Annotated in this window: 21 protein-coding genes; 11 read left to right on the forward strand and 10 right to left on the reverse strand. The window is 65.8% G+C overall.

Annotation, left to right across the window (positions count from 1 at the left end):
• Positions 1–39 precede the first annotated feature (39 nt).
• Complete coding sequence (locus L1F31_RS16435; RefSeq protein WP_429860974.1) at positions 40–3699, reverse strand: efflux RND transporter permease subunit; 3660 nt, start codon at positions 3697–3699, stop codon at positions 40–42.
• A 294-nt stretch (positions 3700–3993) separates the two neighbouring features.
• Positions 3994–5121, reverse strand: a complete 1128-nt coding sequence (locus L1F31_RS16440; RefSeq protein ID WP_265418306.1) for a CobW family GTP-binding protein — start codon at positions 5119–5121, stop codon at positions 3994–3996.
• 119 nt (positions 5122–5240) lie between these two features.
• On the opposite strand from L1F31_RS16440, the gene L1F31_RS16445 reads away from it, so the two are divergent.
• Positions 5241–5648, forward strand: coding sequence for a Fur family transcriptional regulator (locus tag L1F31_RS16445; RefSeq protein ID WP_265418307.1), 408 nt, complete (start codon positions 5241–5243; stop codon positions 5646–5648).
• A 17-nt stretch (positions 5649–5665) separates the two neighbouring features.
• Here the strand turns inward: L1F31_RS16445 and L1F31_RS16450 are convergent, their stop codons facing one another.
• Positions 5666–6682 (reverse strand): GTP-binding protein, encoded by a 1017-nt coding sequence (locus L1F31_RS16450; RefSeq protein WP_265418308.1) that lies wholly within the window; start codon positions 6680–6682, stop codon positions 5666–5668.
• A gap of 69 nt (positions 6683–6751) precedes the next feature.
• On the opposite strand from L1F31_RS16450, the gene ykgO reads away from it, so the two are divergent.
• Positions 6752–6874 carry a type B 50S ribosomal protein L36 gene (gene ykgO / locus L1F31_RS16455; RefSeq protein ID WP_265418309.1) on the forward strand — a complete coding sequence of 41 codons (123 nt, stop codon included), beginning with the start codon at positions 6752–6754 and terminating at the stop codon, positions 6872–6874.
• A gap of 12 nt (positions 6875–6886) precedes the next feature.
• Here the strand turns inward: ykgO and L1F31_RS16460 are convergent, their stop codons facing one another.
• The gene (locus L1F31_RS16460) at positions 6887–7540 is read right to left on the reverse strand and encodes a GntR family transcriptional regulator (RefSeq protein ID WP_265418310.1); all 654 of its coding nucleotides are present in this window, start codon (positions 7538–7540) and stop codon (positions 6887–6889) included.
• Between the two features lie 426 nt (positions 7541–7966).
• Here L1F31_RS16460 and L1F31_RS16465 point away from each other — a divergent pair, with 426 nt between their 5' ends.
• Positions 7967–9646: an APC family permease gene (locus tag L1F31_RS16465; protein WP_265418311.1), complete on the forward strand. Its 1680-nt coding sequence runs from the start codon at positions 7967–7969 to the stop codon at positions 9644–9646.
• A 104-nt stretch (positions 9647–9750) separates the two neighbouring features.
• Here L1F31_RS16465 and mobA read toward each other — a convergent pair whose 3' ends face one another.
• Complete coding sequence (gene mobA / locus L1F31_RS16470; protein ID WP_265418312.1) at positions 9751–10344, reverse strand: molybdenum cofactor guanylyltransferase; 594 nt, start codon at positions 10342–10344, stop codon at positions 9751–9753.
• A 212-nt stretch (positions 10345–10556) separates the two neighbouring features.
• Here mobA and L1F31_RS16475 point away from each other — a divergent pair, with 212 nt between their 5' ends.
• Complete coding sequence (locus L1F31_RS16475) at positions 10557–12281, forward strand: amidase (RefSeq protein WP_265418313.1); 1725 nt, start codon at positions 10557–10559, stop codon at positions 12279–12281.
• Between the two features lie 20 nt (positions 12282–12301).
• On the opposite strand, the gene L1F31_RS16480 is transcribed toward L1F31_RS16475, so the two are convergent.
• Positions 12302–13012 (reverse strand): DUF998 domain-containing protein, encoded by a 711-nt coding sequence (locus L1F31_RS16480; protein WP_265418314.1) that lies wholly within the window; start codon positions 13010–13012, stop codon positions 12302–12304.
• A 124-nt stretch (positions 13013–13136) separates the two neighbouring features.
• Between L1F31_RS16480 and L1F31_RS16485 the strand changes: the two genes are divergently transcribed.
• The 3 genes from L1F31_RS16485 (at position 13137) to L1F31_RS16495 (ending at position 15288) form a co-directional block, all read left to right on the forward strand.
• Positions 13137–13910, forward strand: a complete 774-nt coding sequence (locus L1F31_RS16485; RefSeq protein ID WP_265418315.1) for an isocitrate lyase/PEP mutase family protein — start codon at positions 13137–13139, stop codon at positions 13908–13910.
• A 67-nt stretch (positions 13911–13977) separates the two neighbouring features.
• Positions 13978–14739, forward strand: a complete 762-nt coding sequence (locus L1F31_RS16490; RefSeq protein WP_265418316.1) for a VOC family protein — start codon at positions 13978–13980, stop codon at positions 14737–14739.
• 63 nt (positions 14740–14802) lie between these two features.
• A complete protein-coding gene (locus tag L1F31_RS16495; protein ID WP_265418317.1) occupies positions 14803–15288 on the forward strand; it encodes a hypothetical protein in 486 nt (161 codons plus the stop codon).
• 10 nt (positions 15289–15298) lie between these two features.
• On the opposite strand, the gene L1F31_RS16500 is transcribed toward L1F31_RS16495, so the two are convergent.
• Positions 15299–17428 (reverse strand): RecQ family ATP-dependent DNA helicase, encoded by a 2130-nt coding sequence (locus L1F31_RS16500; RefSeq protein WP_265418318.1) that lies wholly within the window; start codon positions 17426–17428, stop codon positions 15299–15301.
• A gap of 264 nt (positions 17429–17692) precedes the next feature.
• Between L1F31_RS16500 and L1F31_RS16505 the strand changes: the two genes are divergently transcribed.
• Positions 17693–18889 (forward strand): IS110 family RNA-guided transposase, encoded by a 1197-nt coding sequence (locus L1F31_RS16505; protein ID WP_265418152.1) that lies wholly within the window; start codon positions 17693–17695, stop codon positions 18887–18889.
• Positions 18890–18929: 40 nt separating this feature from the next.
• Here the strand turns inward: L1F31_RS16505 and L1F31_RS16510 are convergent, their stop codons facing one another.
• Positions 18930–19403 carry a hypothetical protein gene (locus L1F31_RS16510; RefSeq protein ID WP_265418319.1) on the reverse strand — a complete coding sequence of 158 codons (474 nt, stop codon included), beginning with the start codon at positions 19401–19403 and terminating at the stop codon, positions 18930–18932.
• Between the two features lie 145 nt (positions 19404–19548).
• On the opposite strand from L1F31_RS16510, the gene L1F31_RS16515 reads away from it, so the two are divergent.
• Positions 19549–20133 carry a TetR/AcrR family transcriptional regulator gene (locus tag L1F31_RS16515; RefSeq protein ID WP_265418320.1) on the forward strand — a complete coding sequence of 195 codons (585 nt, stop codon included), beginning with the start codon at positions 19549–19551 and terminating at the stop codon, positions 20131–20133.
• Positions 20134–20188: 55 nt separating this feature from the next.
• Here L1F31_RS16515 and L1F31_RS16520 read toward each other — a convergent pair whose 3' ends face one another.
• Positions 20189–21085 (reverse strand): ArgP/LysG family DNA-binding transcriptional regulator, encoded by an 897-nt coding sequence (locus L1F31_RS16520; protein WP_265418321.1) that lies wholly within the window; start codon positions 21083–21085, stop codon positions 20189–20191.
• Between the two features lie 70 nt (positions 21086–21155).
• Between L1F31_RS16520 and L1F31_RS16525 the strand changes: the two genes are divergently transcribed.
• Together L1F31_RS16525 and L1F31_RS16530 are read left to right on the forward strand one after the other, a co-directional pair.
• Positions 21156–21755 (forward strand): LysE/ArgO family amino acid transporter, encoded by a 600-nt coding sequence (locus L1F31_RS16525; protein ID WP_265418322.1) that lies wholly within the window; start codon positions 21156–21158, stop codon positions 21753–21755.
• 131 nt (positions 21756–21886) lie between these two features.
• On the forward strand, positions 21887–22531 hold the full coding sequence (locus L1F31_RS16530) for an AAA family ATPase (RefSeq protein ID WP_265418323.1): 645 nt from the start codon (positions 21887–21889) through the stop codon (positions 22529–22531).
• 94 nt (positions 22532–22625) lie between these two features.
• Here the strand turns inward: L1F31_RS16530 and L1F31_RS16535 are convergent, their stop codons facing one another.
• Positions 22626–24803 (reverse strand): YhgE/Pip domain-containing protein, encoded by a 2178-nt coding sequence (locus L1F31_RS16535; RefSeq protein WP_265418324.1) that lies wholly within the window; start codon positions 24801–24803, stop codon positions 22626–22628.
• Positions 24804–24922: the final 119 nt, after the last annotated feature.

The raw sequence follows: 24922 nt of genomic DNA on the forward strand, positions 1-24922 counted from the left end.
GCCAGGTTGCTGGGGCGCCGTCAGGTAGCAGGTGAGGGGTCACTTCTTTTCGGGGCGCTGGGCCACCTCGGCGGTTTCGGCTTCGATCCTGTCCGCATCGGCCGCACGCTTCTTCGCACGCTTCTCCTCCCGGTGGGCTGCCCGGGTCTCCTTGCGTCGTTCGACGAGGAGGTAGAGGGCGGGGACGAGGATGAGGGTGAGGACCGTCGATGAGGTGAGCCCGCCGATGACGACGATGGCCAGCGGCTGCGAGATGAAGACTCCCCCACCGGTGAGCCCCAGCGACATCGGCACGAGGGCGAAGATCGTTGCGGCGGCGGTCATGAGGATCGGGCGCAGGCGCAGTCGGGTGCCGTGGACGATCGCGTCCATCAGTTCCAAACCGTCCTCACGCAGCTTGTTGATGAGGTCGATGAGCACGATCGCGTTGGTCACGACGATGCCGATGAGCATGAGCAGACCGATGAGCGAGGGAATGCCCAACGGTGTGCCGGTCGCCAGCAGGAGCAGCACGGCTCCTGTCGCTGCGAAGGGGATCGACACGAGCAGGATGAGCGGCTGGACGAAGCTGCGGAACGTCGCGATCATCACGAGGAACACGAGCACGATCGCCACGGCCATGGCCGCCCCGAGCTGGCCGAAGGACTCCGCCTGCTCCTGGCTGGCTCCGCCGACGTCGAAGCTGACGCCGTCGGGCAGATCCATGGACTCGGTCAGGTCGGTGGCCGCGGCGGTCACGGTCTCCAACTGTCCGTCGGCCGGGGTTGCGAACACCGTGACCTTCCGATCCCCATCGGCACGGTCGATCGTCGCCGGGGTCTCGGTCTTCTTCACCGTCGCGATCTCATCGACGGTGATCGGTTCACCCTTGATGTCGGGGATGGCAGCCTGCTCGTCGGCGAGGCTCTCTTCCTCCTCCTGGCTCTGCTCCTGTTCACGCTGACCGTCGACGAGGTCATCGATGGCGTCGTTGGCCTCTTTCAGTCCCTTCTCGGCCTGTTCGACGCCTTCGCGGGCCTGCTCCACCTGGTCGGCCGCCATCTCATCGGGGCTCGGGGCAGGTGGCGGGTTCTGGGCATCGCGCAGCGCCTTGCGGGCTTCTTCGAGCTGGTCAGCGGCATCGTCACGGGCATCGCGGGCAGACTCGAGCTGCTCTGCCGATTCGTCTGCGGCCTTGCGTTTGGCCTCCTCGGCGCGGGCTTCGGTCTTCTCCTCGACCCGGTCGGTGGCGTCTTCCTGCGCGTTCTGCGTCTGCACCTCGGTGACGGGCAGTTCGAGGGCGCGGATCTCGTCCGGGGTCGCATTCCGGTGGGTCGGGGCGAGGAAGATGTCGCGTTCCTTGCCTTCGAGTGTCAGCGTTCCCGCCTCGGTGCCATGCAGTGCCGCGGCGACGGCCTGACCGACCTCGGCCTGGCTAAAGCCGTAGTCGGCGGCCTTCTCCCGGTCGACGTCGACTTCGATGACCGGCTGGTCGGCGGCGAGGTCATTGCGCGCGGTCTGGACTCCGTTCGTGTCCGCCATCGTCTTCGTCACCTCGTCGGCGGCTTTGCGCAGCGCGCCGAGATCGGTTCCCGAGAGCGTGACCTCGACATCTTCGCTGACGGATCCGCCGGCGTCCTGAACGTCGATGTCACCGGCGTCCTTTCCGAGGTCCTCCAGCTGAGTCCGGATCCGGTTCGTCGCGACCTCGGCCTCGGAATCCTCAGCCAGGGTGATGTTGAACTGGTTCTCGGCCCCGGCTTCGGGTCCGTTGACCGTCGTCGAGTACGTTTCGACGTCCGGGTCGTCGGCGAGGACGGCTTCGATGCGCTTCGCGGCCTTATCTCCGGCTTCGAGCGAGGCGCCCGCCGGCAGGGTCTGGGTGATGTAGAGCGAGTTGGCTCCGGCGGAACCGAGCAGGTCGGTCTTGAGGAAGGTCGCGCCCATCATCGTGACGATGAAGATGACGACGGAGAAAGCGATGGTCCGCCAAGGGTGGTGCAGGGCGGAGAGAATCGCAGGCAGGCTGCGCTGCTGGAGACGGTCGACCCGCCCGGAGGCCTCACCGTCACCCGGTGCCGGTGAGACGACGGGTTCGACAGTCGCATCCGGCAGCAGATCCTTGCCCTTGGCGCCGCGTTTGGCGTTCTTCTTCTCGATCGTCTTCTGCCGGCGTTCGGCACGCGCCACGGACCGCCGGTGCTGTTTGGCGGCCCAGAGTTCGAAGCTGCGGTCGGTTGCCGCCTGCCGTTTGGGTGAGAGCGGTTTGGGGCTGCGGCGCAGCACCCAGTAGCTGAAGACCGGGACGATCGTCAGTGCGACGACGAGGGAGGCGAGCAGCGCGAGGGAGACGGTGACGGAGAAGGGTCGGAAGAGCTGTCCGGCGATGCCGTCGACGAAGGCGATGGGCAGGAACACCGCGACAGTGGTCAGAGTCGAGGCGGTGATGGCCCCGGCAACCTGTTTGACGCTAGCGACGATGTCCTCGACGCTCAGGTCGCTCGTGCCCTGGCGCCTCCTGATGTTCTCGATGACGACGATGGAGTCGTCGACGACGCGACCGACGGCGATCGTCAGGGCACCCAAGGTGAGGATGTTGAGGGTGTAGTCGCCGATCTGGAGTCCGATCATCGCGATGAGCAGCGACATCGGGATCGAGATCGCGGCGACGATGGTCGAGCGGAAGGAGCCGAGGAAGGCGAGGATGACGAAGATCGCGAAGATCAGGCCGAGTCCGCCTTCGACGGAGAGGTCGTGGATCGACTTCTCGATCTCCGGGGCCTGGTCGAAGATCGTCGAGAATTCAGTGTCGTCTCCGAGCTTCGGGCCCACCCGGTCAAGGGTGTCTGCGACCTTGTGGGAGACGTCGACGACATTGGCGTCCTGGTCCTTGGTCACCGATACGGTCACGGAGTCCTTGCCGTCGGCGCGGGACAGTGAGGTCTTCTCGATCGAGTCGAGGTCGACGTCGGCGACGTCACCGAGCAGCACTGTGCCGTCGGCGGTGCGCAGAGGGGTCTTCTCGATCTGGTCGACGGCGTCGACCTCGGTGCCGACCTCGACGGCCATCGAGGTCTCTCCCTGGGCGCTGCGACCGGCCGGGACGACCGCACCGGCGGCCTCGAGCTCTTCGGGGACGGAGGATTCGACGACGTTCTTCTCCGCGACGTCCTCGGGACGGAAGGTGATGGTGACCCGCTGTTCGTCCTGGCCGGTGACCTCGACGTTCGAGACTCCGTCGAGGGCGCGGAGTTCGGGCACGAGGTCGGACTCGAGGCGGTCGCCGAGGGTGGTCGGATCCCCGCCGGAGACGGCGAACATCGACACCGGAACGTCATCCATCTGATAGGACAGGACCTCGACCTCGGCGTCGTCGGGCAGGTTCGCCTTCGCCCCGTCCACGGCGGAGCGGATCGAGTCGGTCATCTTCTCGGAGCCCTTGCCGAAGGGCCAGGTGACCTCGGCGGTCATCATTCCCGACGAGGTGGAGGTGGTCAGCGATTCGAGCTCGCCGATCCCCTCGAGCGCGGTCTCCAGGGGTTTCGTCACGGTCTCCTCGACGACCTCGGGTGAGGCACCGGGGACGGTCGCCTGCACCGAGGTGCTGGGCAGGTCGACCGAGGGCATCGTCTCCTGGTTGAGAGAGGTCGTCGCGACGATGCCGAAGACAGCGATCACGAGGGTGAGCAGTCCGACGATGAGGCGGTTCTTCAGGCTCATCCGGGTGATCAGGGACACGGGTTCCTCCGGGTTCGGGGGTTGAGAAGGGCGTTCCAGTCAGTCTTCCAAGCGAAACGCCTCAGCGGATCACCCGAAAGATGTCAACGGTGTCCCCCAAAGGAATGATTTCTCCCTGCCGCTTCCGGTCGGCCTCGACCGGTTGGGCCGCGACCCTTTCGGGCGATCGGTGGAACACACTTCGACCCTAGGATCGGCCGCTGCTGCTCGGCGCGGGTGCTGACCTCCAGACCGCCCTCAGGAAACACGGAGGAGAACCGGAGGATTGCCTCGCGCTCAGCTGTGCAGACGCACGTGGTGGAGGAGTCGCTCGGCCCGTGCGGAACTCATGGCCGCGGGATTGAGCGCGGCGGCGAGAGTGGAGCGGGCCGCCTCGGCGTCGAAGTCCTCACCGATGACGACGAGGACACTGTCGGCCTCCTGCCGGTCGGTGTCGTTCGTTTCGGAGACGTAGACGTTCGGGCCGACGGCCTGCACACCGAAGCGGCGCCGGCCGGATCCCACGGCGACCTGCACGGTGCCCTTCACGCGGTAGACCCCGGGCGGCAGGTCCTCGACGAAGTCCATCACCTGATTCGGGTCCGCACATCCGCGGCCGGTGACGGTGACCGACCGGGCGTGCCGGTGCGGCAGCGTCTCCGCGGATGCTCCGTCGTCGGCCGCCTGCGCGACGGCCGCCTCGGCGTAGGCCTGACGCATCAGTTCCCTGATCGGCAGTTCGGGCTGGATCGGTTCCGCGCCCGCTGCGGCACCGCCTCGGCGAGGGTGTGCGGATCTGCGATCGGCCTCGCCCGGGTCGAAGATCAGGGTGGGGTCGAGTCGGGCACGGCTCGTGCCGATGACGATCACGCGCGGGTTGCGCTGGTGGACGCGGTCGCGGACGGCGGCGACCGCGGCGTCACGCTCCGCCTCGGGGATCTGGTCGAGTTTGTTGACGACGACCAGGGTCGTGGCCGCGTAGCGCATCGGCGGCAGGGCCGAGGTGTCGACGGTCCGGAAATGCATGGTCGCGTCGACGACGTCGATGACCCCACCGAGGTGGAACCGGTGCCGGCCCATGCGCGTGACCATGCGCGCCAGGGTCAGCGGTTCGGCGAACCCGCTGGCTTCGACGATGATCGCGTCCAGGCGCAGACCAGGATCCGTCATCGCCACGAGGGCATCCTCGAGCTCGGAGTCATCGGTCAGGCAGCAGACGCAACCGCCGGCGATCGAGAGCGGCTCGTCGACCTGGCCGACGACGAGGCCGGCATCGATATTGAGGTCGCCGAAGTCGTTGACGATGACGCCGATGCGGGCATCGGGGTGGCGCAGCAGGTGATTGAGCAGGCTCGTCTTCCCGGCACCGAGGTAGCCGGTGAGCAGGATGACCGGTATCGCTGGCCTGCGCTTGGATCCGCCCATATCGCCTCCTGTGCTCGCGCGCTCGAATCGCCCGTTAATGGTAACGTGTTTCATTATTTCTCCCGCATATGCACGCTCACGCATATGCGGACTCCACCGCCCGACCGAGGAGGGCTCCCATGGCATCCCCGCAGAAGCAGACGCGGAGCACCGCGCAGAAGGCCCTCATTCGCGACGCCCTGGAATCCGAGACCCGCTTCGTCTCCGCCAAGCAGCTCCACCGGCGGCTCGAGGACGACGGCGCGAGCGTCGGCCTCGCCACCGTGTACCGGCAGCTCAATGCGCTCAGTCGCAGCGGGGACGCCGATACGATCACCATCGCCGAGACCCAGCTCTTCCGCGCCTGCTCCCAGTCCGAGCATCACCACCATCTCGTCTGCGAACGGTGCGGCACGGCCGTCGAGATCGACCCGCCGAGCGAGGAATGGATGCGCACCGTGGCGGACTCGAACGGGTTCGAGATCACGCATCACGTCTTCGAGATCTTCGGCCTGTGCGCCGACTGCCGGGCCGGCGCGGCCGGTTGAGCCGGGCCGCTCGCCCGTCAGCCTCCGGGCCGTCGTGCGGAGTCCCAGGCAGGGAATTCGTCGGGGTATTCCAGCCAGGCCATCGGTCCGGCGAGCAGTTCGGCGTCGGTGAGAACGGCACGGTCGAGCGCTTCGCACAGTCCCGCCTCGTCGAGGTCGAGGCCGATGAATGCGAGATCCTGACCCCAGGCCAGCAGCTCCACTCCCCCGCCCGCGACAGGGTCGGCAGGCATCGGCGACAGGAGCAGACGCGTCACCGCTTGGTCCCAATGGGCTGTCACATAGAGTCGTGACGCCAGTCTGGCGAACCCGGCCGATCGTACGATGCGACCCCAGCAGTCTTCGCCGAGCGCTGCGGTGAGCACCGCCTGCAGACGCTGCGGATGGAAGGGCCGCGCCTGTTCGAAGCGGCAGGCACTGACGCGCCCTGGTCGGCTCGGGGGCCGAAACTCCGAATTGAGGATCGCCGTCCATCCGGCTGCCGGAGGCCCCTCGCCGAAGTTCCAGCACCACGGCCCGTGCACGTCATCTCCGTCGATGAGGTACTGTCCGGCCTCGGGGGCCAAGTGCTCGATGAGGCCGAGGGCGTCGGCGATCCCGGCCAGGTCGGAGATATCGGCTTTCAGCAGAGCGAGCGTCGAGGCGAATTCGACCTGATCCACGAGCACCGCGGCACGGTCTTCGCTCTCAAGATCTCCGGGCAGGCACACGGGGTCGAGCACACAGACGAGATCGGTGAGGACAGCCCGCGTCTCCGGGGCGCTCAAGGCTCCGATGATCTCCGCGCAGCACGTGCCATCGTCGTATTCGAGCACGAAGCCGTGCACACCAGAGGCCAGGCCGATCAGATCGACGAGGCGGTCGATGGTCTCGATGCCCTGCGCGGTCTGCTCCGCGGGCACGAAGACATAGCCGCGTGCTCCTGCCAGCCGCATCGCATATCGACGCCGCTCGGCTGCGCAGAGTCCGACGACCGCGATCGCCTCGATCCCTTTGACCACCCGCCCACAAGCAGGCTCGGACGATTTCTGCATTCGCTTCCCTTCGCTGGAGACCGTAGTATCATCGTTAATGATACTCATTCTCACTAAGGAGTCACGCTCATGAAGGTTCGTCGTTCCCTGCGCTCCCTGAAGTCACAGCCCGGCTCTCAGGTGGTCCGTCGCCGCGGCCGCGTCTTCGTCATCAACAAGAAGAATCCGAAGTTCAAGGCCCGCCAAGGCTGAGGGTCAGCCGACTCAGCCGCGTTCGAACAGCTGCGGATCCGCTTCGACGCGGCGACGGGTGTGGCGGATATGGGCGGCCAGGGTCGTCTCGGCGGACTCGGCGTCTCCGATCTCGATCGCACGGAGGACCATCCGGTGTTCGGCGAAGATGTCGTCCTTGCGGCCGCCCGCCTCCATGGTCAGCAGTCGCCGGCGGTAGTAGTGGCTGAGGTTCCACAGATGGTCGACCGTCTCGGTCAGACGAGTCGCATGGGGCACTGCCATGATCGCGCGATGGAAGGCACGGTCGCACTCGAGGAACTCCCCGGCTGAACTCGCGGCTTCGACTGCCTCGGCGAGGTGAAGGAACTCGGCCATCGCTTCCGGCGTGTGATCGGGCATCGCCATGGACAGCAGCAGCGGTTCGAGGCGCTCGCGCATGAGATAGACCTCGCGGCACTCGTCGAGGCTGAGCTCGGTCACCCACGCTCCCGTCGACGGGATCAGGGTGATCAGCCCCGAGTCCGCAAGGCTGCGCAGCGCCTCGCGGATCGGGATCCTGCTGACACCGAACTCGGCGGCGATCTCCTCCTGCCGGATGCGTGCGCCGGGAGGCAGCTGACCGCCGATGATGCGCGCCCGCAGCTCGGCCGCGATTGCGGCGCTGCGAGCCGGATCGTGGGTCATCCGCGCCTCCCTGTCTCACGCGAGATTCCGCTTCTCCAGTGTCTGCGTCGGCACGACGCGCGGGAGGTCCGGGAAATCGCAACTCAATTGCAATCCTTGGCCATCACCTTACACAGCGGCCGTTCCAGGCTGAGGGAAATCTGTGAGAATCCTCGTCGATCGGATCCAATGAGACATTTCTCCTTGCTGCAGATATCCGTGTTTTCGGCATTGAAGCCGGTAACGATCTCTGCGCCCTCATCCGATTGGATCCAATCCCGGAAATCGAATTCCAGCGCTGTGTAATCTGAGTATTTTCGCTGGTCACCTGATGTATATAAGGACACCCGGAAATGCCCAGATCCGGCCGAATCGGTGATTGACATCACTGTTTGAGCGGAGCACACTTCAACAGTCGAAAATGGTTTCGCAAACGAAGGGGCAAAGATGTCCACCATAAATCCCCCGACACCCGGAGCTGCGGCCTCCGGTGCCGGCAGACCGAGCAGGCCGATGAGGGTCGATGTCCGCAACGACAAGGGACTGAAACGAGATATCGGAAAGATCGGCCTGCTGTTCACAGGGGTCGGCTCGATCATCGGATCCGGTTGGCTCTTCGGAGCCTTCAACGCCTCCGTGATGGTCGGACCCGCCTCGTTGATCTCGTGGGCCCTGGGCGCGGTGATGATGATCTTCGTGGCGCTCAACTACGCCGAGCTCGGCGTGATGTTCCCCGTCGCCGGCGGCGTCATCCGCTTCCCGCACTTCTCGTTCGGCTCCTTCGCGAGCTTCACCTCCGGCTGGATCACGTGGCTGTCTGTCGCTGCGACGGTGCCGATCGAAGTCATGGCCGCCGTGCAGTACGCCTCGAGCTATCTGCCCTGGCTCATGCACACCGTCGACGACGTCGCCGTCCTCACCGGCCCCGGCATCGCGGTGTCGATTGCGCTCATGCTCGTCTTCAGCATCATCAACCTCTACGGGGTCTCGCTGTTCGCCCGCTTCAACAACGTCCTCGTGTGGTGGAAGCTCGCCGTCATCCTGCTCGTCATCGTCGTGTTCTTCGCCCTGGCGTTCAACCCCGGCCACTTCACTTCGCAGCAGTTCGGCGGCTTCGCCCCCAACGGCGTCGCCCCGATCCTCGCGGCCCTGCCCGCGGCCGGCATCGTCTTCTCCTACCTCGGCTTCCGGCAAGGCGTGGAGTTCGCCGGCGAGACGACGAACCCGCAGAAGAACGTGCCCTTCGCCGTCATCGGGTCGATCCTCGTCACCGGTCTCATCTACATCCTCCTGCAGGCAGCGTTCATCGGCGCCCTGCCCACCGACCTGCTCAAGGACGGCTGGGCGAACCTCGCGTTCACCAATGATGCGGGACCGCTGGCCGAGATCTCCCTGCTGCTGGGTGCCGTCTGGCTGGCGATCATCCTCTACGGTGATGCGATCATCTCCCCCGCCGACACCGGCCTCATCTACACCGCCCTGGCCCCGCGCCTGTCGTACTCGCAGGCGAAGGTCGGCAACGCACCGCGCGCCCTGGCGAAGCTCAACAAGCACGGCGTGCCGTGGGTCTCGCTGCTCGTGGTCTTCATCGTCTCGTGCATCATGTTCCTGCCGTTCCCGTCGTGGGCGAAGCTCGTCGGGTTCATCACCTCGGGCACGGTGCTCTCCTTCGCCACCGGACCCGTCGTGGTTGCGGCACTGCGCCGTCAGCTGCCCGAGCAGGAACGTCCGTTCAAGCTGCCCGGCGGTGACGTGCTGCCGATCATCGGCTTCGTCTGCGCGAACCTCATCGTCTACTGGACGGGATGGGAGACGAACTGGAAGCTCTTCCTCGCCGTGGCCATCGGCTACGTCGTGATGATCGCCCACCACATCTTCGCCAAGGACAAGTCCCGCCTGCCGGATCTGAAGATGCGGTCGGGCTGGTGGATGATCCTGTGGATGGCAGGTCTCGTCGTCCTCAGCCTCATCGGCCACTACGGCGGCGGACTCGACCTCATGGGCTTCATCGTCGGCGAGATCGTCACCGTGATCTTCTCGATCATCGTCTTCTACGTCGGCATCGCCTGCCGCCTGACCCCCGAGGAAGCCGTCGAAGCCGTCGAACAGACGCAGATCGACGACTGACGCATCCCCGCGCCGAGGCGGCCGTCACCATCCGTGGTGACGGCCGCCCGAATCGGCGACAGTGACGACCGACCCAACGACCATTGCATCGGCCGCCGCAGCAATCACCGCAGCCGGGCTCGAATCCGTTCGAGCTCGGCTGTCGTGTCGAAATCGCTCACCACGTCCGGGTCGACGGCGACCACAGCCGGTTCGAGACCCGCGAAGAGGAGTTTGACCGCACCGTCGGTGGGATCGCCGATCTCGGCGAGGCGAGCGAGCAGCAGATCGGTCGGCCATGCCGCGCAGAGGAACTGCGTCTTCCCCCGATCGTCGGTGCCCGTGGTCGGCCGGCCGGTTTCACGGCAGGTGCGGATGAGCTCGCCGAGGTGGCCCGCAGTGATCATCGGCATGTCCCCTGCGAGGACGAGAGTGACATCGGCTGCCCCCGTCGGCATCGCCGCAACGGCGGCTGCGATCCCGGCCAAGGGACCGGCGAACGCGGGTTCCTCCCGCACGACGTGGACGCCTTCCTGCTCCGCTTCCGCGAGTCCCTCCGCGGGACCGGCCACCCACACCTCGACCCCAGCGGCCGCGCCGCGGATGCTGCCGAGGATCCGCGAGATCGTCGTCTGTCCGCCCACCTCGACGCCTGGCTTGTGCACACCGGCGAAGCGACGAGAACGACCGCCGGTGAGAATGATCGCGTTGACCGTCATGCCCCGATCGTACCGAGCCCATCCGCCGCTTCCACCGTCGATCGACTCCATTCCAACCGACTGCAGAAGCCGCACCCACCAAGCGTCGGCAACGAAATCCGCAGAGCGGCGCGACTTGATCAGCGCTAGCCTGGACGGGAACACACCCGAATCGCGTACTCACTGCCGAGTGCCCCACCCACAGCCCAGTGCCCAGTGCCCGGAGGATGATCATGTCGAAGTTCGATGTCGTCGAAGCGTCCATCGCCGATCTGCGAGCCGCGCTCGAAGACGGCAGCACCACCTCGGTGGAGCTCGTCGAGGCCTATCAGGACCGGATCGCCGCCTACGACGGCCCCGACACCGACACGAAACTCAACTCCGTGATCGTGGCCAACCCGCAGTCACTCGCCGAGGCGGCCGCCTCCGACGAACGACGCGCGACCGGTCAGACGCTGGGCCCCCTCGACGGGATCCCGTACACCGCGAAGGACAGCTACATGGTCGCCGGCCTCACCGTGGCCTCGGGCTCTCCGGCGTTCGCCGACCTCATTGCGCAGAAGGATGCGTTCACGATCGAACGGCTGCGCGCCGGCGGCGCCATCTGCTTGGGCCTGACGAACATGCCCCCGATGGCCAACGGGGGCATGCAGCGCGGACTCTACGGGCGCGCCGAAAGCCCGTACAACGCCGACTGGCTCACCAGTGCCTTCGCCTCCGGGTCGTCGAACGGTTCCGGCACGGCCACGACGGCGAGCTTCGCAGCCTTCGGTCTCGGCGAGGAGACCTGGTCATCCGGTCGGGCACCGGCCTCGCACAATGCGCTCATCGCCTACACTCCTTCGCGCGGGGTGATCAGCGTGCGCGGGAACTGGCCGTTGGTTCCGACCATGGACGTCGTCGTCCCCCACACCCGCACGATGGCCGATCTGGCCGAGGTCCTCGACGTCATCGTCGCCGACGACGGCAAGACCCGAGGGGATTTCTGGCGTGTGCAACCGTGGGTGGATATCCCGAAATCCAGCGCCGTGCGCCCGGACTCCTATGCCGCGCTGCTGCCCGGATCGAATGAGGCCGCACGGTCCGTGCTCGCGGGCAAGCGCCTCGGTGTGCCCAGGATGTACATCAACGCCGACGATGAGGCGGGCACGAATCCGGACGGCGGAATCGGTGGGCCCACGGGGCAGCCGGTCGTTACCCGCGCCTCGGTGATGGAGGTTTGGGAGGCTGCCCGGGCCGATCTCGAAGCCGCCGGCGCCGAGGTGGTCGCCACGGACTTCCCGGTGGTGAGCAACTACGAGGGCGACCGGCCCGGTGCACCGACGATCGCGACCCGCGGCTTCGTCACCGCCGACTACCTGGATCGGGAGATCAACGACCTGTCCTCATGGGCGTGGGACGATTTCCTCGCCGCGAACGGCGACCCGAATCTTTCCACCCTCGCCGAGGTGGACGGAGCGTTGATCTTCCCCCATCCACCCGGTGCACTGCCGGACCGCTATGACGGTTTCGACGATGACATCGCCACCTACCCCGAGCAGGTGCGGACCAATGGGTACGCGACGGTCACGGATATTCCGGAGCTCGAATCCGGTGTGCGCGGGCTCGAGGAGACTCGTCGTGTCGACCTCGAGGGATGGATGGACGAACACGGTCTTGATGCGGTGGTCTTCCCGGCGATGGCCGATGTGGGACCGGCGGACATGGACGTCAACGAAGCGTCGGCGGATCTCGGGTGGCGCAACGGCACCTGGGTGGCCAACGGCAACCTCGTGCCCCGGCATCTGGGGATTCCGTCGGTGACGGTGCCGATGGGCACGATGTCCGACACCGGGATCCCGGTGGGCCTGACGATCGCCGGCAGAGGGTGGGACGATTCCGCCCTCATCGAGATCGCCGCAGCCTTCGAAGCCACCGGTGACCGTCGTGACGTGCCGCCGCGGACCCCGCGGCTGTAAGTTCCTTCAGCCTTCCCGGCTCAAGCCCCGGCTTCCAGCTCACGCCTCCTACGCGCGGCATCGCGCAGCTGCATCCACCCGGCAAGGACGAACCAGGCGAGGAACGGGTAGGAGGCGGTCCTCTCGATGAGGCCGACCGGCAGATTCCACCCTTCGGGGAGGGACATGAGCAGAGTTCCGGCGAGTCCGAACGCCGCCAGCCCGAGCGTCAGACCGCCGAATTCGGCCGGCCCGATCCACCTCTTCTCCGGCCATCGCAGCACTGCGATGCCGACGGCCAACAGACCGAGATTCTGCACCACGGCACCGCCGAAGCCGAAGACCGCGTGCAGAGTGAGGTCGATATCCGCCGGGACCATTCCGGTGGCTGCCAGGAGCATTCCGCCGGCGGCGAGGAGGAACGACCCGCACCGGCCCCAGACTGTCGGGGCGATCCAGTCGTGCCAGACGAAGGCGATGACCGCGAGGATCGATCCGGAGAGAATGGACACGGCGTTGACGAGGGGGTGGGCCGGTGAGCACACGTCTTCGGGATCGTCGGTGTCGACCCAGTCTCCGCACCCGGTCATTCCCAGATGGCTGATCGACTGGTGCGTGAACGAATAGGTGCCTTCGGAGGCGAGGGCTGCGGGGATTTCGACGAGGACCACGAGCAGTCCGGCGAGCATGGCGAGCAATGCCCACACCCGTTCGGGTTTGGGCGACACGCGGATACTGCCGGACCCAGTCACCTCGGTCCCTCCATGAGACAACCTCGGATGACGTTCACGCTATCACCGCCTTCAGGCTGAAACCTTCTGGTGAACCCGTCCGACTCCTGGCGTGTCGCGCCTCAAGGGTGGAACAGTGTTGTCCATGGTCGATTTCACTGTTCTCGCCGAACGCGCTTTCACTCTTCTGCAGGGACATCATCAGGACGACCCCCTCGTGCTGCCGACCGTCTGGGATGCCTGGTCGGCCCGTGCCATGGTCGATGTCGGCTTCAATGCCCTGAGCATCGGCTCGCACCCGCTGGCCGATTCCCTCGGCCACGCCGATGGGGAGAACATGACGCTCGAACAGGCTCTCGAGGGGATCTCACGCATCACCTCGGCGGTGAATGTGCCCGTCACCGCCGACCTCGAATCCGGCTACGACACCCCCGCACCCGAACTCATCGCCGGCCTCCTCGAAGCCGGTGCTGTGGGGGTGAACATCGAGGACACCGTCCACAGCCGCGGCAGCATGCGCAGCCCCGAGGAGCACGCCGAATACATCTGGAGCCTGCGCCAGGCCGCCGACGCTCAGCGGGTCCACGTCGTCATCAATGCCCGAACCGATGTGTTCAAGTACCCGAACGATTTCGATGACCCCACCGCCGAGGTGGTCCGTCGTCTTCGTCTGTGCACCGAGGCGGGTGCGGACTCCGTCTACCCCGTCCGGCTTCCCGATGTGGGCACGCTCAAGTCGATCCTCGCGCAGATCACTCTGCCGCTCAATGTCACCGCGCACCCGATCAAGGGCGCGGTGCCCGAAGAACTCGACCTCTCTCAGCTCGCTGAGCTCGGGGTCGGGCGCGTGACCTTCGGTCCGCTTCTGCAGGCGGCGCTGACCGACTGTTTCGCGGATTTCACGCGCGCCTGGCAGTAGGGTCATCCCCCTGCCGTCGGCACCGACAAGTGCAACTCACCTCCACCCCACCACAAGAGGAGAAGCAATGCCTGCCAACCCCCGTGAAGGCCAGCCCATCTGGATCGACTATGTCTGTCAGGATTTCGAGGCGGCCCAGAACTTCTACAACCAGCTCTTCGGCTGGGAATTCACCGACATGGGTGAGGACTTCGGCCACTACCACATGATCCGTAAGGACGGAGGCGACGTCGGCGGTGCCATGCGAGCCATGAACATGGACGGTTCCCCGAGCCCGGAGATGCCCACAGCCTGGTCGACGTACCTGCACACTGGAGACATCGCCGGCGTCCACCAGGCAGCACTGACCGCCGGGGCAGCCGATGTCGTGGGTCCCATGCCTGTCGGTCCGCTCGGACAGATGGCCGTTGTCGTTGATCCGACGGGATCGCCTATCGGCATGTGGCAGCCCGGTGAGTTCTCCGGCTTCGCGACTCCGCTCACCCCGGGCACCCCCGTGTGGTTCGAACTCATGACAACGGACTACCAGGCGGCGAACGAGTTCTACGGCAAGGTCTTCTCCTTCGACATCACTCCGATGGACGGCTTCCCGTACTCAACGCACGGCGATGGCGACGATGCCGTGGCCGGGATCTGCGATGCCAGCCAGTGGGCGAAGAATTCCTACTGGCGCACCTACTTCAATGTCGAAGATGCCGACGCCGCGGCTGCGAAGGTGACCGAGCTCGGAGGAACAGTGCTCGACGGTCCCGAAGACTCCCCCTATGGACGCATCGTCACCGTCACCGATCCAGAAGGGGCAACGTTCCAGCTGCAGCAGAATCTGTGACCGACACCGAGGCGGCCCGGCACTGTTTCGGTCGGCTGCTCTGCGGCAGTCACTGATCCGACCGTGACCGACACCGATCGTTTTGAACCGCTGCGGCGGCGATTCCTCAGCCTGGGGCTCGGGGAGATCGCTGCCGCGGTGGTCTTTGCTGTGGTGCCGACGGCTCTTCCGTTCATCACCTCCGACGGCGCCGAGTCGGCATTGTGGTTCGCATTGTCCCCGCTGCTCTTCGTGCTCGTCCAGGGCGGGGTCTATTGGCTCATCGCCCGGAACTCTCTGCCCGGACCGATTCCGCGTGCGGTCGCCCATCTCTATCGGGGTCTGCGCATTCTCGATCCGATTGTTCTTGTTGGCAGTGCAATCGGCATCGCCGTCACGTGGCCGGGCCCGAGCGTCAGCGCTTTCGTCGTCGTGGTCGTCTGGCTGTTCGCGGTGGCAGAGTACGTCAATTACTTCCACATCCGCTTGTCCTACCCGTGGGCGGTGTGGGCCGGGCAGGTCGGACGGTGGTCGACGCCGAGGCTGCTCCGAGACCTTCGTCGCGCGTGAGCCATACGGCTCAGGCCCGCAGCGCGAGCGCGAACGGCAACACCGAGGTGGCTCCCGCCCTCCGCAGCAGTCGTGCGCACACCGTCATCGTCCACCGGGAGACGACCTCGTCATCGACGAGCAGCACTGACTTCCCGGCCACGGCCTCTTCGACCTCGGGTGGAACGACGAAGGCCTCATAGAGGTCTTTGACGCGGAAGGCACTGTTGACGTCCGGGGTGCCGTGGTCGCCGACTTGCAGCAGCTCGCCACCGTCGGTGAGGCGCCCGGCTGAGGCGAGATTGGCGGCCAGGGAGCGCACGGTCACGGGACGACGGGCACTCGGGATCGACACGACCACCTCGGGCCGTGTTTTCCAATCCCACTGAGCCAGCACTTCGAGGCACCATTTGCCGATCTGGCCGGGCACCTCAGCGTCGGGGGCATCGGGGGCGAGGAACGATCGCAGGGTCTGCCCCTGTCCGAGGTCAGAAAGGCGGGCGATGGCACGCCCTTCCTCGGCGAGTTCTTCGGCGGGAATCCGGCCCTTGAGCGGGACGCCGATATTGGCCAGCCCGCTGGGCCAGGTGCTGCGCGGTTCGATGGGCAGACCGATCTTATGGAGGTTCCCGGCCGCAGCCTGGCGCTGTTCGTCGGAGATCTCGGCAGAGAACCACACTCCGGCGCAGTTGTCGCAGCGCCCGCACGGCTGGGGATCGGGGTCGTCGAGCTGACGGATGAGGAACTCCATCCGGCACTGCCCGGTCGCTTCGTAGTCGAGCATGGCTTGGGCCTCTTCGGCGCGGACGGCCGCGACCTTCTCATACCGGTCCCGGTCATAGGTCCACCCCAGCCCGGTCGACACATACCCGCCCTTGACCTTGGTCACGGCGTCTTCGACCTCGAGGGTCTTGAGCAGCAGGTTGAGGCGGGAGCGCTTGGTTCCGACCAGCGTTTCCAAGCGGGCCACGGACAGGGGTGCGTCCGCCTCGGCGAGGGCTGCGAGCACGGCGTTCGCGTCGTCCTGGTTCGGCATCGACGCGGTCGCGAAGTACTCCCAGATCCGCTCATCCTCGGCACCGGGCAGAAGAAGGACATCGGCGGAATCGGTGGCACGGCCGGCGCGTCCGACCTGCTGGTAGTAGGCCACGGCCGAGGACGGCGCGCCGATGTGGATGACGAATCCCAGGTCGGGTTTGTCGAATCCCATGCCCAGCGCCGAGGTGGCCACGAGCGCCTTGAGGCGGTTGTCCTTGAGCTGGCCCTCGAGTTCGGCGCGTTCCTCGGCATCCGTCCGGCCGGTGTAGGCGCGGACCTCGTGGCCCTGTTCGCGCAGCATCCTGGTGATGTCCTCGGCGGCGGAGACGGTGAGTGTGTAGACGATTCCGGACCCGGTGAAGTCATTGAGGTGGGATGCCAGCCAGGCGATGCGGGCGCTGGCGTCGAGTCCGGGCAGAACTCCGAGGCGCAGCGAATCACGGGCGAGTTCGCCCCGGACGACGGTGGTGTCGTCGCCGAGCTGTTCGGCGACGTCGGCGACGACGCGGGAGTTCGCGGTCGCCGTCGTCGCGAGCACCGGGGTGTTGTGCGGCAGTTCGGAGAGGATCCGGCCGATGCGGCGGTAGTCGGGGCGGAAGTCATGCCCCCAGTCGGAGATGCAGTGGGCTTCGTCGACGACGATGAGGCCGAGGAACGCCAGGAGCTGGGGCAGGACTTCGTCGCGGAACTGCGGGTTGTTCAGCCGCTCCGGGGAGACGAGGAGGACGTCGAGGCTGCCGGCCCGCAGGTCTTCGAGGACCGAGTCCCATTCGGTGACGTTCGAGGAGTTGAGGCTGGCGGCGCGGACTCCTGCGCGTTCGGCGGCGGCGATCTGGTCGCGCATGAGCGCCAGCAGCGGGGAGATGATGAGGCTGGGACCGGTGCCTGCGGCCCGGAGCATGCGGGTGGCGACGAAGTAGACGGCCGACTTTCCCCAGCCGGTGCGCTGGACGACGAGGACGCGTTTCTTGCCCTGGACGAGGTCACGGATCGACTCGAGCTGGCCGTCGCGGAACTGTGCGTTCGGGTTCGCGGTGAGCTCGGCGAGGATCGACTGTGCGGAGGCGGCGAAGTCGTCTGCTGCGTCGGAAACGGGTGGGGATGTCGGGGTGGATTCCGTCATGGGGCCAGTCTAGGCGGAGGCACTGACGTAGAGAATGTTAGAGACAGGTTCCGGGTGTGACCCAGGCTCTGACTGACCCACCCCGTGGTGTCTTTCCTGTGATCAGTCCACCGGGAGCTTTGTCACCCACCGAAGAGAACCAGCCGGTGGGGACATGACCTCATAGGAGCGTGACTCCGCGACCACGGAGTCTCGTCTACGTCCTGTCTGCCCGACCGACTGGCCCTCACCCCCACCAGTCCAATGGAAGAGGCAGACACCATCATGACAGCACCACAACCGAATGTGTACGCCGGTATCGACACCCACCAGAACACGAACCACGTCGGCATCATCAACGAAGTCGGCAAGAAACTCGCCGACAAAGAATTCCCCACCACCAGCACCGGATACCAAGCACTGCTCGACTTCGTCCTCACCTTCGGCACCATCATCGCCATCGGTATCGAAGGCACCGCCTCCTACGGTGCCGGCATCACCGCCTACCTGCGCACACACAACATCACCGTCAAGGAAGTCATTCGTCCCAACAGACAAACCCGCCGGGGCGGGAAGTCTGACCCCATCGACGCCTACTCCGCAGCCAAGACCGTCGCCGCCGACGGCGATGACCTCCCAGTCCCCAAGCTCCTCGGCGGAGCCATCGACGGCATCCGCATGCTCTTGAAGGCCCGGACGACCGCGATGAAGGCACGCACAGCCGCCACCACACAGATCATCCATTTCCTCACCACCGCACCAGCCGTCGTCCGGGAGCAATACGCCGGACTGACCGGTGATGACCTCCACGCCGCCCTCATCGCAACCCAACCAGTCATCGATGATCACCTCGGAATAGCCCTGCGCCGGCTGTCACTGCGTATCGAGTTCCTCACCGACGAGATCGACACCGCGTACGACCAACTCGATGCCCTCACGAAAGACGTCGCCCCCGCACTAGCAGCGGCGAAGGGCATCGGCCCGGTCTCCGCTGCCAGGTTGCTAGTGACCGCGGGCGAGAACCCGGAGCGCATTACGTCGAAGGCTGCGTTCGCGGCCCTGTGCGGGACCAGTCCGTTGCAAGCCTCGTCGGGGAAAACGAATCGCCACAGGCTCAACCGGGGTGGTGACAGGCAGGCCAACAGTGCGCTGTACGACATCGTGAAGTCCAGGATGTCTAATGATCCGCGCACGAAGGAGTATGTGGCCCGTCGGATAGCAGAGGGCAAGACAAAGAAGGAAAGCATGCGGTGCCTGAAGCGATACGTCGCCAACGAGGTGTATTCCCTGATCACCGATCCACCTGCCGTGCCAACAATTGACGATCTGCGGCCGTTGCGGAAGTCGAGGAAGATAACGCTGAAGACAGTTGCCGAGTATTTCAGTACGTGGGAGACCACGATCTCACGGCTCGAACGCGGACTGACTCGCAATGACGAATTAGCTGATGAGTACCGAAAATATCTGCTCGAAACAGTTTGACATCTATAGGAGCATCACAGCCGGACCGGCCACCGGAGACTCACCGCAGAGCGAGCTCGATGCCCAGGGTGGCGAGCACTCCGAAGAGGACGCCCCAGAGGATGATCGAAATGACCTGCCAGAAGGCCACGGCATTGCGGTTCGCACCGAAGCCGACCATCGCCGAGGACGTGATCTGAGAGGGCAGGAGAGTCTGGCCGAGCAGCGAGACTCCCGGTACGCCGAAGTTGTCGAACATGCGCTTGAGCCGCTGCCGTTTGGGCTTCTCCTCGACGTCCTTGTTCTTCGTCGCCCTGTCCCGGATAGCGCCGGCTCCATAGACGAAGACGAGCATCGAGATGACATTGCCGATGATGGCCATGATGATCGCGACGACCGGATGCAGACCGATCGCAACTCCGATGACCGCGCCGAAGTACGACTCGACGAACGGGATGGCGGAGACGAGCAGAATGCCCGCCCACTGCAGCCAGTCGGGGATGTTTCCGGCGAATTCCTGCAGGCTGTCGATCATGAGGGCTCTCTTCTTTCGTTCGGGTCCTCTGGTCGGATGAGCACACTGTCCCTGCCGCGTCGCTTCAACGCCCTGGCACACCGTACTAGTACAATGTACTATACAGTGAGAAAGACGAGCGCTGTCAAGGACGAAGGGGGACTGGGTGTCGAAGCGAGATGACATCATCGCCGCAGCCATTCGCTTGGCCGAGGGGGCAGAGCCCGGGAAGGCGAACCTCAGTGTGCGCGCCGTCGCCCGGGAAGCCGGAGTGGGACCCTCCACCCTGCGGCACTACTTCCCAACGCAGTCCGACCTCCACGAAGCCGTCACGCGACGCGCCTTCGATACCGTCGTCAACGACTTCTCGATCACCGACACGACGATCGACCCTGCCGACCGGCTCTATGAATGCTGCTCCCAGTTCCTGCCGACTCATGAGCAGCGGGACATCCAGCTCGAAGTGTGGTTCGGCATGCACCTGCATGCCCTCGGCCCGGAGAAGCGCGCAGTCTCCCACCGGCTCCTCCAGCACGCCCACGACGTCACCTATGACGCCCTGCATCGCTGGCTGAATCAGCTCGCCGGCGAAGGGCGCATCAACTCCGCCGAGGTGAAACCGGCAGCCACCCTGCTCTTCACCACCATCGACGGCCTCAGCCTGCACGCGATCATCAAGCCGGAGACCACGACCGTTGACGCGATCCATGAACAGATCAGGTGGACGATCGACAGGCTCATCAACGGCTGAACGGCACGCTCGTCTCGTCAAACCTGCCGAAACTCACCTCGCGGATGGCGACCGCTCACCGCATCGCCGCGGCCGCCGTCTGCAGCGCCCGTGTCAGTCGGGAGAGCTTGTCAGAGGCCAAGGTCCAGTGGTGCCAGTACAGCGGGACGTCGATATGCGGGTTCTCACCGATCTCGACGAGGTCGGCGTCCAGCCCATCGAGCTGCATGACCGGAACCATCCCCCAGCCGAGACCCGCCTCCACCGCGGCAGCGAACTCTGCTGAACCCGGGACGACCGACATCGGCGGCCGCCCTTCGACCCCGCACCGGCGGAGGAACTCGAACTGCAGGTCGTCGTCCTGCCCGAAGTTCACCATCGGCAGCCGCAGCAGATCCGCCTCGGTGCCGGTGGAGTGCCGCTCGAACAGGGACCGTTCGGCCACGGCGACGTAGCGCATCGCCCCGAGCTCAACGACCGTCGTCCCGTACCCGCCGGTCGCCGTCGAGGTGATCGTGCCGAGCACCTCCCCCGACGCCAACAACGGCAGCGCCTTGTCCTGGTCGACCATCTCGATGCGGAGGACGACATCGTCCCAGCCGGCCGCCTCGGCGAAGATCGGGCGGAACCACGTCGCCATCGAATCGGCGTTCACACCCACCCGCAGCACGGTGGGCTCACGTCGCACAGCGGCGGATCCGGCACCGGAGGCGTCGGCGTCGATGCCGTGCAGGCGGTCGAGCGCCTCGGCTTCCAGGAGCTCGACCTGCCGGGCGTAGCGGAGGATCGCCTGCCCCGCCTCGGTGACGGTGATCGGATTCGTCCGTCGGATGAGGACCTGCCCGAGGCGGGACTCGAGGGTGCGGATGCGCTGGCTGGCTGCCGAGGCGGTGATGCCGAGGACGAAGGCCGCCCCTTCGACGGTGCCTTCATCGACGGCGGCGGCGAGTGCTTTGACGTGATCGATGTTCATGAAGCAATTGTGCATCAGATGCGTATTCTGTTGTTTTTCTTATGACCGAGCTGTCTCTACTCTTGAACCCGTGCTCACTCATCTCATCGCCGGCATCCTCGCCGGCTGGTCGCTCATCATCGCCGTCGGACCGCAGAACGCACTCGTGCTCAGGCAGGGAATCCGACGCGAACACCTCGGCGTCGTCGTGGCCATCTGCATCCTCGCCGACGTCCTCCTCATCGGCGCGGGCACCGTGGGCATCGGGGCGATCGTGCTCCTGGCACCCTGGGCGCTGGAGATCCTGCGGTGGCTGGGAGTGGCTTACCTGCTCTGGTTCGCCTGGACCAGCCTGAAGTCGGCGCGCACTGCCACCGGGCTCGAGGCGGACACGCATCAGCGCAGCCTCAAGTCGGTCATCCTCACCACGCTGGCGCTGACGTTCCTCAATCCCGGCGTCTACCTCGACACCGTCGTCATGCTCGGCAATCTGGCGAATCAGCAGGGTGAGGGCAATGTCTGGCCGTTCACGATCGGGGCGATACTCGGCTCGATCAGCTGGTTCCTCGCCATCGGCTACGGGGCCCGCGGGCTCTCCCGGTACCTGGCCCGCCCGCGCGTGTGGCAGGTCCTCGACGTCATCATTGCGATCGTGCTCATCATCCTCGCCGTGCGGTTGGCCCTCGGATAGGGCGGGCGCCGAGGCGGCCGGCCCTCAGTGACGTCAGTGCCGACCGGTACCGTCGCAGACATGGATCCGCGAATCGATCTGCCGCTGCGTTCGGTGGCCGAACATGCCCACTCGCCGCCGGAGCTGAGCCCGTGGCTGCGCGAACTGCCGGCTGTCCGCGACGCCCTGGAGGGATTCGAGTTCGAACGTACGACCGTCTTCGTCGGGAGAACGGTTCGGGCAAGTCCACGCTCAGCGAGGCCATCGCCACGGCACTGGACCTCCCGCATGGCGGCGGCTCCGGGTGGGAAGTGCGTGATCACGCCGAGGCGGCCCCCGAGCTGAGCGAACACCTGCAGATCGTGCGCGGAGCGACGACGAATCGGAGCGGCTTCTTCCTCCGTGCCGAGACGATGCACGAGAACATGGCCTACCTCATGGACATCGGGTCCCTGCGCGGCCACGTCTACTCCCAGCGGTCGCACGGTGAGATGTTCATCGACATGCTCACGAGCCGGTTCATGGACCTCGGACTGTGGATCCTCGACGAGCCCGAGAGCGCGCTGTCCTTCACCGCCTCGTTGGCCCTTCTCCAGCTCATCCGTGAGCGTCAGCGCAAAGGACTGCAGACCGTCATGGCCACCCACTCCCCCATCCTCGCCCGCGCCGAAGGGGCGAAGATCGTCGAAGTCGGCGACTGGGGGCTGCGCGAATCCTCGTGGGAGGATCTCGACATGGTCGACTACTGGCGCCGGTTCCTCCACGATCCGCACCGGTACCTGCGCTACCTCGACTGAACGCTGCAGGACAGCGTGAGTCGTCGCGGGCGAGCGGGAATTCGGGTCCGAACGCGCCCGCACCCCTTGGCGCGGCCGGCCCCCGCCCCCGGCCCTACAGGCTCAGGCTCGGGTGGAGCTGGGTGAGCGTGACCATGCGTTTGCGGCTGCAGACGACGACGGTCGCCGCCAGACAGATCAGAGTCATGAGCAGCAGCACCACCGCTGCCTGCGCGGCGATGAACATGTCCCCGCCGGCGATCAGGGTCCTCAGTCCGTTGACCGCATGCGTCATCGGCAGGAACGGCGAGATGATCTGGAAGATCCCCGGAGCGGTCTGCACCGGATAGGTGCCTCCGGCCGAGGCGATCTGGATCATCAGCAGCACGAGCGCGATGAGCCTGCCGACACCACCGAGGGCGGCCACACACAGTTGGTGCACGGCGTGGAAGCTCGCGGCCACGAGGATCGAGAACAGCAGCGTCCACAGCCAGGCCCCTGCCGAGAAGTCGAGGGCAAAGGTGAGCACGAGGTAGAGCACTGCGACCTGCGCGATTCCGAAGAGCAGACCCGGCACGTATCCGGCCCACGCGATTCTCGTCGACGACGCCGATGAGGCGAGCGCACGGTAGGGAATGGCGTTGAGGACCATGTAGGTGATCATGCCGCCGATCCACAGGGCCAGAGACACGAAGAAGGCTGCCAGACCTTCGCCGTAGGCATCGACGGCATTGTCCTTGACCTTATCCGCGTCGACGGGCACGGCCACGACATCGGAACGATGGTCGCGGTCGTTCTTGTCATAGGTCGGGATCTGTTCGAGGCCCTTTTCCAGACCGTCGGCGAGTTCACCCGAACCGTCGACGAGCTTGCCGGCCCCCTTGTCGAGCTCGGTCGCCCCGTCGACGAGTCGCGAGGAGCCGTCCTTGAGGTCGTCGGCTCCGTTCTTGGCCTTCGCGGTGCCGTCCTTGAGCTGGACGGCACCGTCATGAAGGTCGCCGGCGCCCGCGGCAAGTTTTCCGGCACCGGCGTCAAGTTTGATCAGGCCGGAGTGGAGGTCATCGGCTCCGGTGGCGACCTTCTGTGCTCCGTCGTCGAGCTGACCGATCTTCTTATCCGCGGTCCGGATCTTCTCCATCACCCCGTCGACGGCATCTGTCAGTTTGTCCTCGAGGCTCTTGGCCTCGTCCTTCGCATCGGAAGCCCGCTGGTGGGCCTTGTCGAGATCGTCGCCGAGGCTGTCCGCATCCTCGGCGAGCTTCTTGACATTCGGGTCGTCCGGATAGTCCTCCTGGAGCTGTTTGATCCGGTCGTCCATGTCTCCGCGCACGGTGGTGCGGGCGTCGTCGAAGTCTCCCTCGGCCTGCTCGAGCTTAGGGCGCGCCCCGTCGACGACGTCATCGGCCTTGCGCTTGACGTCCTCAGCCTTCTTCGTGGACTCATCCGCGGTATCGCGCAGCTCGGAGGTGCCGTCGGCGACCTGGCCGGCGCCATCGGCGAGTTTCTTCGACCCGTTCTTCGCCTCGGTGGTGGATTTCGCCAGGGTATCGGCACCGTCGGCGAGGTCGCCGCTGCCCTTCTTCAGCTCCCCTGCGCCCTTGTCGAGATCGATGAGTCCCGAGCGCAGCGTACCCACGCCCTTGTCGAGTTCGGTGGCGCCGTCGACGAGTTCACCGGTGCCGTCGTGGAGGTCGACCGTGCCGTCATGCAGTTCGGCCGAACCGTCAGCGGCCTTCTCCGTCTGCGAGTGGATGTCGTTGAAGCCGAGGTAGACCTCGTTGACGTACTCGGCAGTGGTCGTTTGGTTGAGTCCCGACTTGATCTCGTTGAGCACGGTGCCGGCCACCTGGCCGACGATGAAGTTGTGAGCGTCGTCGGTGCGCAGCTGCAGTCCGGCCCGTTCCGGATCATCGCCGCCGGTGGACACCAAACGCTCGGAGAAATCCGAGGGGATCTCGAGGACCGCGAAGTACTTGCCTTCGGCCAGACCCTCATCGGCTTCCTCTTGGCTCACGTCCGCCCAGCCGAATCCGCCTTCGCCCTTCGGAGTGATCTCATCGACGAGCTCATCACCGGCGTGCAAGGACTCGCCATCGGAATTCGGTTTCTTCGCCCCGGTGTCCTCGTTGACCACTGCAGCCTGCAGCTGGTCGAGGTGGTCGGTGGGGTTCCAGTTCGAGGCCAGGTAGAGGCCGCCGTAGATGGCGGGGATGACGGCGATGACGATCATCGCCAGGCGCGTGATCGTGTGTCGTTTGAACCGTGAGAGCTCTAACCAGGGAAGGGAGAACATACGGGAATCTCCTCGGATTCGAAATCAAGGGGCGGGACGTTCGGTGCGGATGCGGTCGGGATCGTGGTCGGACCGCGGGGCGGCAGCCTCGGCGAGGGTGCCGGTGAGGGCACGGGCGG

The sequence above is a fragment of the Brevibacterium spongiae genome (assembly GCF_026168515.1).
GTDB classification, from domain to species: Bacteria; Actinomycetota; Actinomycetes; order Actinomycetales; family Brevibacteriaceae; genus Brevibacterium; species Brevibacterium spongiae.